The following is a 14,087-nucleotide window of genomic DNA, read 5'->3' on the forward strand; positions in this document are numbered from 1 at the left end:
TCCTCCCTGCGCTCGCTCAGGGACCGGGGTAGCGGAGCGTCGGCGCGCGTCAGGCGCCGGTCGAGACGTCGTCGTCGACCCAGTCGAGGGACTTCGAGACGGCCTTCTTCCAGATGCGGTAGCGGCGCTCGCGCTCGTCCTCCGACATCCGGGGCTCCCAGCGCTTGTCCTCGCGCCAGTGCGCCCGCAGGTCGTCGTGCGTCGCCCATACCCCCGTCGCGAGCCCCGCTGCGTAGGCGGCGCCGAGCGCCGTCGTCTCGACGATGTGCGGGCGCACCACCGGGATCCCGAGGATGTCCGCCTGGAACTGCATGAGCAGGTCGTCCCGCGTCATCCCGCCGTCGACGCGGATCTCGGTCAGCGCCACACCGGTGTCGGCGACGACCGCATCCACGACGTCGCGGGTCTGGAAGGCCGTCGACTCCAGCGCTGCGCGGGCGATGTGCGCCTTGTTCACGAACCGGGTCAGGCCAACGAGTGCTCCGCGCGCATCCGGACGCCAGTACGGGGCGAACAGCCCCGAGAACGCCGGCACGAAGTGCGCCCCGCCGTTGTCATCGACGGTGCGGGCCAGGCGCTCCACATCCTCCGACCGGGAGATGATGCCGAGGTTGTCGCGAAGCCACTGCACCAGCGAGCCTGTCACCGCGATGGACCCCTCGAGGGCGTAGCAGGCCGGGTCATCGCCGCACCGGTAGGCGACCGTCGTGATGAGGCCGTGCTCCGAGCGCACGATCTCCGGTCCCGTGCTCACGAGCAGGAAGTTGCCGGTGCCATAGGTGTTCTTGGTCTCGCCCGACTCGAACGCGGCCTGCCCGAACGTCGCCGCCTGCTGGTCGCCGAGGATCCCCGCGATCGGGACGCCTCGCAGCACGCCGGGCACCAGGACATCGCCCATCACCTCGGACGAAGAGCGCACCTCGGGCATCATCGAACGCGGGATGCCGAACACGGCGAGGAGCTCGTCGGACCAGTCCAGGGTGGCGAGGTCGAAGAGCTGCGTGCGGCTCGCGTTCGTGACATCCGTCACGTGGATGCCGCCCCCGCTGCCGCCCGTGAGGTTCCAGGCGAGCCAGGTGTCCGGGGTGCCGAACAGCGCGTACCCTGCTTCGGCGGCGGCACGCGCGCCCGGTACGCTCTCGAGGATCCAGGCGACCTTGGATGCCGAGAAGTAGGTCGCGAGCGGCAGGCCGGTCTGCTCGGCGAAGCGGTCGGTGCCGGAGCCTTCGGCGGCGAGCGCATCGACCAGCGGCTGGGTGCGGGTGTCCTGCCACACGATGGCGTTGTAGATCGGGCGCCCGCTGCGGCGGTCCCACACGATCGCCGTCTCCCGCTGATTCGTGATGCCGACGCCGGCGATGTCGCCGGCGCCCAGGTGCGCGTTCTGCAGCGCGGCCGCGATCACCCACTCGGTGTTGGTCCAGATCTCGACCGGGTCGTGCTCGACCCACCCGGCGCGCGGCATGATCTGGGCGTGCTCCCGTTGAGCGACCGCGGTGATCTCCCCCGCCGAATCGAAGACGATCGCCCTCGTCGACGTGGTTCCCTGGTCGAGCGCCAGCACGTGATCGGCCACAGCGCCTCCTCGCGCGTCGGGCGCCGCGGCGCCGGTGTCAGGGTGCCGCGGGCGGCACTGTCGGGCGCCAGGCTATCGCGCGGTGCGCGTGTCGGGGATGCCCGCGGGGCGGGTTTCGGCATCCGACCCGAGCGCGGGCCCGACGGGATCCGCCGCGTGCACGGCCTCGACCCCCCGCTGCACCTCGGCATCGACGCGAGCGGCATCCCACCCGAGGACTCCGGCGATCGCCTCGGCCACCTCGCGCGCCGTCTCGAGCGTCGCCGCACCCGTGAACGCCAGGCTCGTGCGGCGCAGCAGCACGTCGTCGAGGTGCACGACACCCTCGGTCTCGGCCAGGTGGCGCAGCTCGGCGGTGCTGTACGACGGAGCGCCGGCGAGCGCCGTGTCGGCGGCATCCTGTTCGATCGTCCGCATGACCTCTCCGGCGACGGTGCCATACCGCTCGAGCAGCACCGCGGCGCGATCGCGGCCGACCACGGCGTCGTGCGCGGCGAGCCACGTCTCGCGCGCGCGATCGTTCGAGGGGAAGCCACGCCCGCCGCCGATCGCCACGCCCTTGGTGGTGCGGCGACGAGGGCGGGCCATGACGGCGAGGGCGCGATCGGCGAGGGTCTCGGCGGAGGCCCGGAATGTGGTCCACTTGCCGCCGACCAGGCTCAGGACGGTCGCGTCTCCCCCGCGGAGCGGCGCGGCCTCGATGCGGTAGTCCCGGGAGACGAATCCGGGCGCGAGGTCGCCGTGCCCGGGCAGCGGCCGCACACCCGAGAAGCGGAAGACGATGCGGTCGCGCTCAACGGGGATGTCGGGGAAGACGCTGCGGACGAGGTCGATGAAGTAGTCCACCTCGTCTTCGGTGCAGACGATCGGATCGCCCATGTCGTGCTCGATGTCGGTCGTGCCGACGAGCACCCGGCCCTTGATCGGGTAGATCAGCACGATGCGGCCGTCGCTGTTCTCGAAGAAGAGCTCACGGCCCCGCGTGGCCTCGAGCAGTTCGGGCTGGTCGAGCACGATGTGGGACCCCTTGGTGCCGCCCATGTAGCGGGTGCGGTCGCCGAGCGCCTCGTTCGTGAGGTCGGTCCACGGCCCGGAGGCGTTGATGACGACGGATGCCGCGAACGGAATCTCGTCGCCCGTCAGCTCGTCGCGCAGCACGACGCGACCGCCGTCGGCCCCCACGGCCGCCGCGTAGTTGGCCGCGCGCGCTCGGTCGCCGCCGGCGGCGATGCCGTCGCGCAGCACGTCGATCGCCAGGCGTTCCGGGTCGTGCACCGAGGCGTCCCAGTAGGTCGCCGTGTACTTGACCGCGGGGTTCAGCGCCGGCAGCGCGGCAAGCGATCGCCTGCGCCCGTGGAAGGTGTGGCGGGGGACGCGGCCGCCGCTGCGCGAGAACGAGTCGTAGATCACGAGCCCGACCTTGATCAGCACCGCCCCACGTTCGCGGGCCTTTCCGCCGCCGTGGAAGAGGAAGCGGAAGGGAGCGCTCAGGATTCCGGAGAAAGCGGAGTAGATCGGGATGGTGGTCTGCAGCGGTCGCACGTAGTGCGGGGCGATGCGCAGCAGCCCGTTGCGCTCGGTGACGGCCTCGTGGACGAGGCGGAACTCGCCGTTCTCGAGATAGCGGATGCCGCCGTGGATCATGTGCGACGAGGCCGCGGATGCGCCGCTGACGTAGTCGCGGCGCTCGACGAGGGCGACATCGACTCCCTGCATCGCCAGGTCGCGGAACGTGGCGGCCCCGTTGATGCCGCCGCCCACCACGAGCACGTCCGCGTACGGCCGCGCCGCGAGGCCCGCAAACCCGTGCGTCTGCCTGTTCCCGAAAGTCATTCTGCCCCCTCCCCCCCAGGCTATGTCCTCCCGGAGGGAGGCGGCCGGAGGCGGGGGCGGAGCCGTCGTCATATGAGGAAGGGAATGATGTGCGCCGAGCGGCGTTGACTACACTCAGAGCAGTACGTGCTCCGGGGTCGGTGAGAATCCGAACCGGCGGTGACAGTCCGCGAGCTTCGGCACCAGCATCCACCTGGATGCCGCCGAGGTTGATCCGGTGGAATTCCGGAACCGACGGTGATGCGGGGATCTCCCCGCGAGTCCGGATGGGAGGCAGCACGGGCGTCGCGCATGCGCGCCGCCGCGCGCACACCCCGGAGACCTCAGCGGAGGATCGGGATGGCAGTGAGCGGAGCGGAACGCAGTGCGATGCGGCGCGCCCTCGAACTGGCGGCCCGCGGACCCGTCGGCGTGAACCCGCAGGTGGGCGCCGTCCTGCTGGCCCCTGACGGCACCACGCTGGCCGAGGGCTGGCACCGCGGGGCCGGCACCGCGCACGCCGAGGTCGACGCCCTGTCACACCTCTCCCCGGGTGCAGCGCGCGGCGCGACCGCGATCGTCACGCTGGAGCCCTGCAACCACACGGGGCGCACCGGCCCCTGCGCCGTCGCGCTCATCGAGGCGGGCGTCTCGCGCGTCGTGTATGCGCTCGATGACCCGGTGGCGGTCTCGCACGGCGGCGCCGACCGCCTGCGCGCGGCGGGCGTCGGCGTGGAGGCAGGTGTCGAGGCCGAGGCAGCGCTCGCCCTGATCGGGCCATGGGTGACCGCCGCCCAGCTGGGGAGACCGCACGTCACCGTGAAATGGGCGCAGAGCCTGGACGGCCGGGCCGCGGCCGATGACGGCACCAGTCAGTGGATCACGGGCCCGGAAGCACGCGCGGACGTTCATCGCCGCCGCTCGGAGGCCGATGCGATCTTGGTCGGCACCGGCACGGTGCTCGCCGACGATCCCGCGCTCACCGCCCGGGGGCCGCATGGTCCGTTCGCCGCGCAGCCGGTGCCCGTGGTGATCGGTGCTCGGGATGTGCCCGAAGACGCCGCGATCCGCCGGCATCCGCGGCACCCGCTGTTCTTCCCCACCCATGACGTCGCCGCCGTGCTGGAGGATCTTCACGCACGCGGGATCCAGCGGGTCTTCGTCGAGGGCGGGCCCACCCTGGCGAGCGCCTTCGTCGCCGCTGGCCTCGCCGACGAGGTGCTGGCCTACATCGCCCCGGTGCTGCTCGGGGGCGGTCGCCTCGCACTGACGGACGTCGGCGTGCCGACGATCGCCGCGGCCCGGCGGCTCGCGGTGACCGCGGTGAAGCGCCTCGGCGACGACCTGCTCGTGATCGCGACGCCACAGCGCACCGACGACGCCGAGGATTTCGTCCCGGCCCGCGACCACAGATTCAGCACACAGACAAGAGGAGCCTGACATGTTCACCGGAATCATCGAGGAGCTCGGCGAGATCACGGCCATCGAACCCTCGGGCGACGGCGTTCGTCTGACGGTGCGCGCGCCGAAGGCCGTCTCGGATGCCGGGCACGGCGACTCCATCGCCGTCAGCGGCGTGTGTCTGACGGTGATCGCTCAGGATGCCGAATCCTTCACCGCCGATGTGATGAAGCAGACGCTCGACATGTCGACCCTCGGCGGATTCGGAGTCGGCACTCCGGTGAACCTCGAGCGCGCCACCGCGACCGGCGGACGGCTCGGCGGCCACATCGTGCAGGGCCACGTCGATGGCACCGGCTCCGTGCTGGAGGTGCGCCCCGGCGCGCAGTGGAGCGTCGTCCGGGTGTCGCTGCCCGCCGACCTGGCACCGCTCGTGGTCGACAAGGGATCCATCTCGGTGGATGGCGTCTCGCTCACCGTCAGTGCCGTGAGCGACCCGCCGGCCGGCTCGGAGACCGGGGACGCCGGTCAGTGGTTCGAGGTCTCGCTGATTCCCGAGACGCTCGCGGCGACGACACTCGGCGGCCGCTCCCCGGGCGACCGCGTCAACCTCGAGACCGACATCCTGGCGCGCCACGTGCAGCGCCTCCTCGCTTTCACCCCGCAGTACACATCGAACGAAGGAGGCTCACGATGAGCCTTGCAACCATCCCGGAGGCGATCGAGGCCCTGAAGGCCGGTCGCCCCATCATCGTCGCGGACGATGAGAACAGAGAGAACGAGGGCGATGCGGTCATCTCGGCCGAGCTCGCGAGCCCCGAGTGGATCGCGTGGATCGTGCGGTGGTCATCCGGGTTCATCTGCGCCCCCATGACGGCCGAGATCGCCGACCGCCTCGACCTGCCGCCGATGGTCGCGGTGAACGAGGACGCCCGTGGCACCGCCTATACGGTGAGCGTCGACGCCGCCGACAGCCTCTCGACCGGCATCAGCGCCACCGACCGCGCCCACACCCTCAACGTGCTCGCCGACCCGGACTCGCAGCCGACGAGCGTCAAGCGGCCCGGTCACATCCTCCCCCTGCGGGCCGTCGACGGCGGCGTGCGGGAGCGCGGCGGCCACACCGAGGCCTCGGTGGAGCTGATGCGCCTGGCCGGCCTTCGCCCCGTCGCCGCGATCGCCGAGATCGTCGCGGAGGACGGCAGCATGCTGCGCCTGCCGGGGCTCAAGGAGCTCGGCGAGCGCGACGGCGTGCCCGTCGTCACGATCGAGCAGCTCGTCGCCTACCTCGACGAGCACGAGCCGATCCCCGAGGGAGAGCACGCGCACCGCCGCCGGGTCAGCCTGCGTGCGGACGCCAAGGTGCCCACCGCGCACGGCTCCTTCCGCTTCCTCGCGTACAAGGACCGGGTGACCGGCACCGACCACATGGCGGTCGTCTCGGGCGAGCTCAGCGACGCTCCGCTCGTGCGCGTGCACTCCGAGTGCCTGACCGGTGAGGCGTTCGGCTCGCTCAAGTGCGAGTGCGGCCCGCAGCTGGATGCCGCGCTCGACGCGATCGAGCAGGAGGGCGGCGTGGTCATCTACATGCGCGGCCACGAGGGCCGGGGTATCGGCCTGATCAACAAGCTGCGCGCCTACAGCCTGCAGGAACGCGGTCTCGACACGGTCGACGCGAACCTCGCGCTCGGGCTGCCGGCCGATGCCCGCGATTACGCGGCGGCAGCCGGCATCCTCGCCGACCTGGGCGTCGAGCGCATCCGCCTGCTCACCAACAACACCGACAAGGTGACGCAGCTGCGGGAGCTCGGACTCGACGTCGTCGAGCAGGTGCCCCTCATCGTCGGCATCGGCCCCAACAACCACCAGTACCTCGAGACCAAGCGCGACAGGATGGGACACGTGATCGGACAGGAAGAGATCGCAGAAGCACTCGAGCGCCTCGGGAGCGACCGGTGAGCCGCGAGGGGGCGCCCACCTCCGGCGGGATCGACGGCGCGGGGCTGGATGTCGTCGTGATCGCGGGCACCTGGCACGACGTCATCAGCGACGGACTCATCGCCGGCGCGGAGCGGGTGCTGGATGCCGCGGGCGCGAACCATCGCCTCGTGCGGGTGCCCGGGTCGTTCGAGCTGGCGATCGCCGCGCAGGCGGCCTTCGCCGGCGGCGCCGACGCCGTCGTCGCCCTCGGCGTCATCATCCGCGGCGGGACGCCGCACTTCGAGTACGTCTCCGCCGCGACCACCGATGGACTCACACGCGTCGCCCTCGACGCGGGCAAGCCCGTCGGCTTCGGGGTGCTGACCCTGGACGACGAGCAGCAGGGGCTCGCTCGCGCCGGCCTCCCGGGGTCTCTCGAGGATAAGGGCGCCGAGGCGGCGGACGCCGCTCTGCGCACGGCCCTGGTGCTGCGCGACCTCCGGGGCTGAGGGCGCCTGCGTCGCCTGCGCGCCGGCGGCCGGCGCGCGGGACCTGGGCGCGCGGACGCCGCCCCCGCCCGCACGAACTTCGGAGATTGTCGCCTGGTTCGGAGCTTTCGCCTGAATCGTCCGAGTTTCGCCACATTTTCCGAAGTTCGTGCCGGGCCGGGTGGGTGGGGTGCGCCTGTGCCGGCGCCCGGCGTGCCGGGCTGCGGGCGGATGGAGAGCGCCTCTGTGCCGGCGCCGAGCGCCGGGCGGGGCGGGTGAGGCGCGCCTGGGTGGCGGCGCGGCGCCGATCGGCCTACCGTGGCGAGCATGGAGTTCCTGCGCCACCTGGTCCTGCTCTTCCACCTCGTCGGCTTCGCCGTCCTCTTCGGCGCGTGGGTCGTCGAGGCCGTCAACGGCCATCGCGGCATCATCCGGCTGATGAACTGGGGCCTCGGCATCGCAGGCCTCGCGGGCATCATCCTCGCGGCGCCGTTCGGCCGGGACTACGAGCTGAATCCCGTCAAGCTCGGCGTGAAGCTCGGCATCCTGATCATCATCGGGGCGCTGCTGGGCGTCGGCGCCGGGCGCCAGCGCAAGTCCGGATCGGTGCCGCCGGCGATCTTCTGGTCGATCGGGGCCCTGACGCTGGCCAACGCCGCCATCGCCGTGCTCTGGCGCTGAACCCGGCCCGAACGGTGCCTGCGCCCGCGCCCGCGCCGCGGCGGCATCCGCTGCGGTTTCCGGGCTCCCCCGGCGAGCGCACGGTAAACTTGTCCCTCGTGCCCGGCAACCACCCGGCCACGCGGTGACCCAGCGCAGAGCCGCCTGACGCGTCACCCTGCGTCACGCGCTCGCTCACCACCCGTCCCACGAGGATGCTCCGCCACGCGTGAACAGGTAATCCATGTCATCCCCCACTGCCCCAACTTCGACGGCACCCGCCAATCCCCGCTCGCGCGTCATCACCGCGAGCCTGGTCGGCACGACGATCGAGTTCTACGACTTCTACGTCTACGCGACCGCCGCCGTCCTCGTCTTCCCCATCCTCTTCTTCCCCACCGGCAACGACACCACCGCGCTGCTGGCCTCGTTCGCGGTGTTCGGCGCCGCCATGATCGCCCGGCCCCTCGGCGCGGTCGTGTTCGGCCACTTCGGCGATCGCTTCGGCCGCAAGGCGACACTCGTCGCGTCGCTGCTGACCATGGGCATCGCGACCTTCCTGATCGGATGCCTTCCCACCTACAACGACATCGGCTGGTGGGCGGCCTTCCTGCTGCTGTTGCTCCGGCTCGCCCAGGGCTTCGCGCTCGGCGGCGAGTGGTCGGGCGCGGCGCTGGTCGCGACCGAGAACGCCCCCGCCGGCAAGCGAGCCTGGTACGGCACCTTCCCGCAGCTCGGCGCACCGCTCGGCTTCATCATCGCGAACTCCGTCTTCCTCGCGATCAACTTCCTGCTGCCTCACCCGGAGGGCGCCGGCCAGCGGTCCGCCGACTTCCTGGCGTGGGGCTGGCGCGTGCCGTTCCTCTTCTCGGCCGTCATGGTGATCATCGGGCTGTGGGTGCGCCTGCGGCTGGTCGAGTCAGAGACCTTCGTGAAGGCAGAGCAGAAGGGCGCGATCCGCAGGTTCCCGCTCGGCGCCGTGCTACGCCGGCACTGGTGGCACCTCATCCTCGGCACGTTCATCATGCTGGCGACGTACGTGCTGTTCTATCTGATGACGAACTTCACGCTGTCCTACGGCACGAAGGCGGCGAACCTCGAGACCGCCTCCGCCGCGGCGCAGGCGGCAGCGGACGCTTCCGGCCAGCCGTTCGATGCGACGGCGTTCGCCGCGCAGTTCTACCCTGGTCTCGGCTTCGGCTACACCGACTTCGTGATCATGCAGATCATCGGCGTGGTCTTCTTCGGCATCTTCACCCTGCTCTCAGGACCCATCGCCGACACGATCGGGCGGCGCAAGCTGCTGCTGTGGGTCACCGGACTGATCATCGTGTTCGGCCTGACCTTCAACCTGTTCCTCCTGCCTCAGGCCGACCCGAAGTTCACGGGAGCGCTGGTGCAGGCGTTCCTGATCTTCGGATTTATGCTGATGGGAACGACGTTCGGGCCGATGGGCGCGGTGCTGCCGGAGCTCTTCCCGACGAACGTCCGGTACACCGGTTCGGCGGTCGCCTACAACGTGTCATCGATCCTCGGGGCGGCACTCGCACCGATCGTCGCGGTGGCCCTGTGGTCGGCCACGGGCGGCAGCCCGTGGCTCGTGGGGCTCTACCTGTCGGCGATGGGCGTGCTCACCTTCATCGCCGTGCTGCTCGCGCCCGAGACCAAGGACGTCGACTACGACGCCGATCTCGGCGTCGGCGTGACCGGGTCGCTCTGACCGTCGCGGTCCACGCTGAGTGAGACAAGTGGATGCCGCGGGCCGCGCCGGCCCGCGGCATCCGCCATTCTCGCGGCATCCGTCGCGTTCTCGCGGTGCAGCCGCCGTTTTCGCGGTGCAGCTGCGATTGGCGAATTCAGTCCAGGAAGAGCGCGCGCAGGCGCTTCGTCGTGAAGACGACGCCGACCGCGATCATGACCACGTAGTAAAGGATGCTCCAGAGCATGCCCCAGTAGAGCGCGCCCGTCGTCAGCCCTCGTACGAGCTCGACGCCGTGGTACAGGGGGAAGACCTTGACGATCACCTGGACCCACTCCGGGTAGACCGTGATCGGGTAGAGCGTGGCCGAGAACAGGAACATCGGCAGCAGAACGAGGTTGATGAGATCCATCTGCTGGAACGCCTTCATGTAGCTCGTCACCGCCATGCCGACGCTGGCGAATCCGAAGGCGATGAGCAACACAGCCGGCAGCGCGAGCACGGCCGTCCACGCCAGGTTCAGCCCGGCGAACTGCATGATGATCATGAAGCCCGTCGCGTAGAGCAGGCCGCGCAGCAGCGCGTACAGGATCTCGCCCAGTGCGACGTCGAGCGGTCCCAGCGACGTCGAGAGCATGCCCTCGTAGAGCTTGCCGTAGTTGAGCTTGAAGAAGACGTTCCAGGTCGAGTCGTAGATGGCGCCGTTCATGGCGGATACGGCGAGCAGCGCGGGCGCGATGAACGCGGCGTACGGCACCTCGAGACCGGTGGATGTCTGCACGTCTCCGATCAGCACCCCGAGGCCGAGACCCATGGACAGCAGGAAGAAGACGGGTTCGAAGAACCCGGAGAAGACGACGACCCAGCTCGAGGAGCGCGCGGCGATCAGGCCCCGCTGGACGACGGCCTGGGGATTACCGGCCCAGAGCGCCCGCACGCCGCCCGCGCGTCGGGGCACGTCGTCGGCGGGGCCCCGGGGTTCGGCCGGCTCGCCGACCGGTCGCAGCAGCGTCATTTCGCGAGCCTCCGCTCGAAGACGCCGCGGGCCAGGATGTAGCCGACCGTGCTCAGACCGACGAGATAGGCGACGTGGACGAAGAGCATCGCCGGGGCGATCGGCGGGCCGTAGGTCAGGTAGCGGCCGAGCTCCGACGCGTGCCACAGCGGCGACACCCACCCGATCCACTGCAGCCACAGCGGAAGGGTCGCGAGGGGATAGAACGTGCCCGAGAAGAGGAACATCGGCATGAAGAGGAACCGCTGCACGAGCGCGAACTGCCCCCTGTCGTCTTCGATCGACCCCGCGTACGCCATCAGCGGAGTGCCGAACGCCAGCCCGGCGAGGAGGGCGACGAAGATCGTCAGCCACCCGCGCGACAGGTCCGGAATCGCGCCGAAGAGGTAGAGGAACCCGGCGTAGGCCACCGCCACGACGGCCATCCGCGCGGTGGCGCCGAAGACCACACCGGTCGCGATCTGCGGGGACGAGAGGGGCGACGCGTTGAAGCCGAAGAAATACCGCCGCCACTTGAATCCCGACATGACGGGATACGTGAACTCCTCGCTCGCGATGGCGATCGCCGACGTCATCAGCAGCGCCGGCGCCACGAACACGAGGTAGGACACCTCCTGGCCGGCGACCTGGATCGGCGCCTGGATGAGCGCGGCGAGACCCACGGCGACGCCCAGGAGGTACACGATCGGCTGCCCCAGGCCGCTGACGACGATCGTCCAGCCGTAGGCGCGCATCGCGCGCACCATGTGCTCCGTCACGTACCAGGCCCCGCGCCGTCGCGGCTTCTGAGCCCACTCCATCGCCTCGGCGCGGAGCTGCTCGAGCGAGGGCTGGGCGACGACGGCCGGCTCGGTCATTCGATCAGCGACCTTCCCGTCAGGCGGAGGAAGACGTCCTCCAGGCTCGAGCGGCGCACGAGCGAGGTGATCGGCTCGAGCCCCTGCTGGGTGACCCGTTCGAGCGCCCGCTCGCCGTTCTCGGTGTAGATCAGCACACGGTCGGGCAGCACCTCGACGCGGTCGCCCAAGCCCTCGAGCTGTGGGGCGATCTGCTGGTTGCGCTCCGACCCGAACCGCACCTCGAGCACCTCGCGGGAGGAGTGCTCGCGGATGAGCGAGAGCGGGGTGCCCTCCGCCATGATCCGGCCCTTGTCCACGACGATGAGGCGATCGCAGAGCTGCTCGGCCTCGTCCATGTAGTGGGTGGTCAGCACAAGGGTCGTGCCGCGTTCCTTGAGGCGGAACAGGCGATCCCACAGCACGTGCCGGGCCTGCGGGTCCAGGCCGGTGGTCGGCTCGTCGAGGAGCAGGATGCGCGGGTCGTTGATGAGTCCGCGGGCGATCGTAAGGCGTCGCTTCATGCCGCCGGAGAGCGCGTCGACCTTGCTCTTGGCCTTGTCTTCGAGCGCCGCGAAGGCGAGCAGCTCGTCGGCCTTCTGGTGGCAGACCTTGGCGGGGAGTCCGAAGTAGCGGCCGTAGATGAACAGGTTCTCGCGGGCGTTGAGCTCGCCGTCGAGGTTGTCCTGCTGCGGCACGACGCCGAGGCGCGAACGGATCTCCGGCCCGTACTGGTCGGGGTCGAGTCCGAGGATGCTCAGGTCGCCGCGCGTGCGGGTGGACACCGCGCCGATCATCTTCATCGTGGTCGACTTTCCTGCGCCGTTGGGACCGAGCAGGCCGAACGACTCCCCCGGCGCGACCTCGAACGAGAGCCCGTCGACGGCGAGGAAGTCGGGCTTTGCCTTCACCTTGTAGGACTTCACGAGCTGGTGCGCGCGGATGACTGCTTCTGGCACCCGAGAAGCCTAGCGCCGGGCCCCGACACGTGGATCGTGCAGGCAATGTGACGATCGGTATCGGTGATCTGTGCCCGCAGGCCCGGCGGGCATAGCCTGGAAGGATGAGCACCGATCCGCCGTTCCGCGCCGACATCGTCGGCAGTTTCCTCCGCCCTCCGGCCCTGAAAGCCGCGCGCGAGCAGCACGCACACGGCGTCATCGACGACGAGGCCCTTCAGGTCGCCGAGGACACGGCGATCACCGAGCTCGTCCAGAAGGAGTCCGACGCGGGGCTCAGGCTCGCCACGGACGGCGAGTTCCGCCGCTCGTGGTGGCACTTCGACTTCTTCGGCGGTCTCGACGGGGTCGACATCGTCGAGCTCGACCACGGCATCCAGTTCCAGGGTGTGCAGACCAAGCCGCGCGGCGTCGAGATCAACGGTCCGATCGGCTTCAGCCGCAACCACCCGTTCCTCGGGCACTTCCGCACCCTCAAGGACCTGCTCGAGCGGACGACCGGCGCGACGCCGAAGTTCACCATCCCGTCTCCCACCGTGCTCGATTTCCGCCTCGAGCCGGGGCACATCGACTCGCAGACCTACTCCGGTCGCGACGCGATCGTCGATGACCTCGTCACCGCATATCGGAATGCCATCGCGGCGTTCTACGACGCGGGTGCCCGGTACCTGCAGTTCGACGACACGGCCTGGGCCTATCTCTGTTCCGACGTGGAGCTCGAGAAGGCCCGCGACCGCGGCATCCAGACCGACGGCATCGCCGAGCGTTACGCGTCGCTGCTGAACCGCATCCTCGACGGCAAGCCGGACGATCTCGTCGTCACGACGCACGTCTGTCGTGGCAACTTCCGCTCGACCTGGATCTCGTCCGGCGGTTACGAGCCCATCGCCGAGCAGCTGCTCGGGGTCGTGGACTACGACGGGTACTTCCTCGAGTACGACAGCGACCGCGCCGGCGGGTTCGAGCCGCTGCGCTTCCTCCCCCAGGGCGAGAAGACCGTCGTGCTCGGACTCATCACGACCAAGAGCGGCGAGCTCGAGAACATCGAGGCGACGAAGAAGCGCATCGACGAGGCATCCGCATTCGCCCCGCTCGAGCAGCTCGCGCTCAGCCCCCAGTGCGGCTTCGCCTCAACCGAGGAGGGCAACGTCCTCACCGAGGACGAGCAGTGGGCGAAGATCCGCGAGGTCGTCGCCATCGCGGACGACGTCTGGCGCTGACCCGCCGGGCCGCTCGCGGGCTCACGGGGCACCAGCTCACGCGCTCACGGGAGCACGAGCTTCGGAGAATGTCGCGTAGTTCGGATGCTTCCAGGCGATTTGGACGATTGAGGCGCGATTCTCCGAAGCTGATGCGAGCAAATGCCGCGGGCGGGGCGTGCCGTCTGACTGCGTTGGCTCATCCACCGGACAGCGCCCAGTCTCGCCGCGGGAGCATGAACTTCGGAAAATGTCGCGTGATTCGGGTGATTCCGGGCGATCCGGCCGATCGAGACGCGATTCTCCGAAGCTGATGCGAGCGGATGCCGCGGGCTCGCGCGTGCCGCCTGGCTGCGCTGGCTCAACCACCGGACAGCGCCTCGCCCGCCGCGGGAGCACGAACTTCGGAAAATGTCGCGTAATTCGGGTGATTCCGGGCGATTTGGACGACTGAGGCGCGATTCTCCGAAGCTGATGCGAGCGGATGCCGCAGCTGCGGGTTGCGCCGCACACTCGTACGTG

12 protein-coding genes and 1 riboswitch are annotated in these 14,087 nt (G+C 70.1%); of the genes, 7 read left to right on the plus strand and 5 right to left on the minus strand.

The annotated features are described in order from the left end of the window. Positions 1–49: 49 nt before the first annotated feature. Positions 50–1,576 carry a glycerol kinase GlpK gene (gene glpK / locus ACPW96_RS06995; protein ID WP_425882466.1) on the minus strand — a complete coding sequence of 509 codons (1,527 nt, stop codon included), beginning with the start codon at positions 1,574–1,576 and terminating at the stop codon, positions 50–52. Positions 1,577–1,648: 72 nt separating this feature from the next. After that, positions 1,649–3,409, minus strand: a complete 1,761-nt coding sequence (locus tag ACPW96_RS07000; RefSeq protein ID WP_425882467.1) for a glycerol-3-phosphate dehydrogenase/oxidase — start codon at positions 3,407–3,409, stop codon at positions 1,649–1,651. A 123-nt stretch (positions 3,410–3,532) separates the two neighbouring features. Then, positions 3,533–3,692, plus strand: a riboswitch (FMN riboswitch). 56 nt (positions 3,693–3,748) lie between these two features. Between ACPW96_RS07000 and ribD the strand changes: the two genes are divergently transcribed. From ribD to ACPW96_RS07030, 6 genes are all read left to right on the plus strand, one after another. Next, entirely contained in the window at positions 3,749–4,828 is a 1,080-nt protein-coding gene (gene ribD / locus ACPW96_RS07005) for a bifunctional diaminohydroxyphosphoribosylaminopyrimidine deaminase/5-amino-6-(5-phosphoribosylamino)uracil reductase RibD (RefSeq protein ID WP_425882468.1), read from the plus strand. Position 4,829: 1 nt separating this feature from the next. Next, positions 4,830–5,486 (plus strand): riboflavin synthase, encoded by a 657-nt coding sequence (locus ACPW96_RS07010; RefSeq protein WP_425882469.1) that lies wholly within the window; start codon positions 4,830–4,832, stop codon positions 5,484–5,486. Next, on the plus strand, positions 5,483–6,748 hold the full coding sequence (gene ribA, locus ACPW96_RS07015; protein ID WP_425816995.1) for a GTP cyclohydrolase II: 1,266 nt from the start codon (positions 5,483–5,485) through the stop codon (positions 6,746–6,748). Before ACPW96_RS07010 ends, ribA begins: the two co-directional genes overlap by 4 nt. Continuing rightward, positions 6,745–7,218 carry a 6,7-dimethyl-8-ribityllumazine synthase gene (ribH, locus tag ACPW96_RS07020; protein ID WP_425882470.1) on the plus strand — a complete coding sequence of 158 codons (474 nt, stop codon included), beginning with the start codon at positions 6,745–6,747 and terminating at the stop codon, positions 7,216–7,218. Before ribA ends, ribH begins: the two co-directional genes overlap by 4 nt. A gap of 306 nt (positions 7,219–7,524) precedes the next feature. Beyond that, the gene (locus ACPW96_RS07025) at positions 7,525–7,878 is read left to right on the plus strand and encodes a hypothetical protein (protein ID WP_425882471.1); all 354 of its coding nucleotides are present in this window, start codon (positions 7,525–7,527) and stop codon (positions 7,876–7,878) included. A 223-nt stretch (positions 7,879–8,101) separates the two neighbouring features. Then, complete coding sequence (locus ACPW96_RS07030; RefSeq protein WP_425882472.1) at positions 8,102–9,577, plus strand: MFS transporter; 1,476 nt, start codon at positions 8,102–8,104, stop codon at positions 9,575–9,577. Between the two features lie 136 nt (positions 9,578–9,713). Here the strand turns inward: ACPW96_RS07030 and ACPW96_RS07035 are convergent, their stop codons facing one another. The 3 genes from ACPW96_RS07035 to ACPW96_RS07045 are packed head-to-tail and all read right to left on the minus strand — an operon-like array spanning position 9,714 to position 12,366. Further along, the gene (locus ACPW96_RS07035) at positions 9,714–10,571 is read right to left on the minus strand and encodes an ABC transporter permease (RefSeq protein ID WP_425816987.1); all 858 of its coding nucleotides are present in this window, start codon (positions 10,569–10,571) and stop codon (positions 9,714–9,716) included. Then, on the minus strand, positions 10,568–11,428 hold the full coding sequence (locus ACPW96_RS07040; RefSeq protein ID WP_425882473.1) for an ABC transporter permease: 861 nt from the start codon (positions 11,426–11,428) through the stop codon (positions 10,568–10,570). Before ACPW96_RS07040 ends, ACPW96_RS07035 begins: the two co-directional genes overlap by 4 nt. After that, positions 11,425–12,366, minus strand: coding sequence for an ABC transporter ATP-binding protein (locus ACPW96_RS07045; RefSeq protein WP_425816983.1), 942 nt, complete (start codon positions 12,364–12,366; stop codon positions 11,425–11,427). Before ACPW96_RS07045 ends, ACPW96_RS07040 begins: the two co-directional genes overlap by 4 nt. Positions 12,367–12,470: 104 nt before the next feature. Between ACPW96_RS07045 and ACPW96_RS07050 the strand changes: the two genes are divergently transcribed. Further along, entirely contained in the window at positions 12,471–13,586 is a 1,116-nt protein-coding gene (locus ACPW96_RS07050) for a 5-methyltetrahydropteroyltriglutamate--homocysteine S-methyltransferase (RefSeq protein WP_425882474.1), read from the plus strand. Positions 13,587–14,087: the final 501 nt, after the last annotated feature.

Origin of the sequence: Micromonospora sp. DT81.3 (genome assembly GCF_049847225.1) — a bacterium.
Lineage (GTDB): Bacteria > Actinomycetota > Actinomycetes > Actinomycetales > Microbacteriaceae > Microbacterium.

Coding starts and splice junctions, on each gene's coding strand:
- ribA (WP_425816995.1), top strand. CDS start 5,483: ATGAGCCTTGCAACCATCCCGGAGGCGATCGAGGCCCTGAAGGCCGGT.
- ACPW96_RS07040 (WP_425882473.1), bottom strand. CDS start 11,428: ATGACCGAGCCGGCCGTCGTCGCCCAGCCCTCGCTCGAGCAGCTCCGC.
- ACPW96_RS07035 (WP_425816987.1), bottom strand. CDS start 10,571: ATGACGCTGCTGCGACCGGTCGGCGAGCCGGCCGAACCCCGGGGCCCC.
- ribD (WP_425882468.1), top strand. CDS start 3,749: ATGGCAGTGAGCGGAGCGGAACGCAGTGCGATGCGGCGCGCCCTCGAA.
- ACPW96_RS07030 (WP_425882472.1), top strand. CDS start 8,102: ATGTCATCCCCCACTGCCCCAACTTCGACGGCACCCGCCAATCCCCGC.
- ACPW96_RS07050 (WP_425882474.1), top strand. CDS start 12,471: ATGAGCACCGATCCGCCGTTCCGCGCCGACATCGTCGGCAGTTTCCTC.
- ACPW96_RS07010 (WP_425882469.1), top strand. CDS start 4,830: ATGTTCACCGGAATCATCGAGGAGCTCGGCGAGATCACGGCCATCGAA.
- ACPW96_RS07025 (WP_425882471.1), top strand. CDS start 7,525: ATGGAGTTCCTGCGCCACCTGGTCCTGCTCTTCCACCTCGTCGGCTTC.
- ACPW96_RS07000 (WP_425882467.1), bottom strand. CDS start 3,409: ATGACTTTCGGGAACAGGCAGACGCACGGGTTTGCGGGCCTCGCGGCG.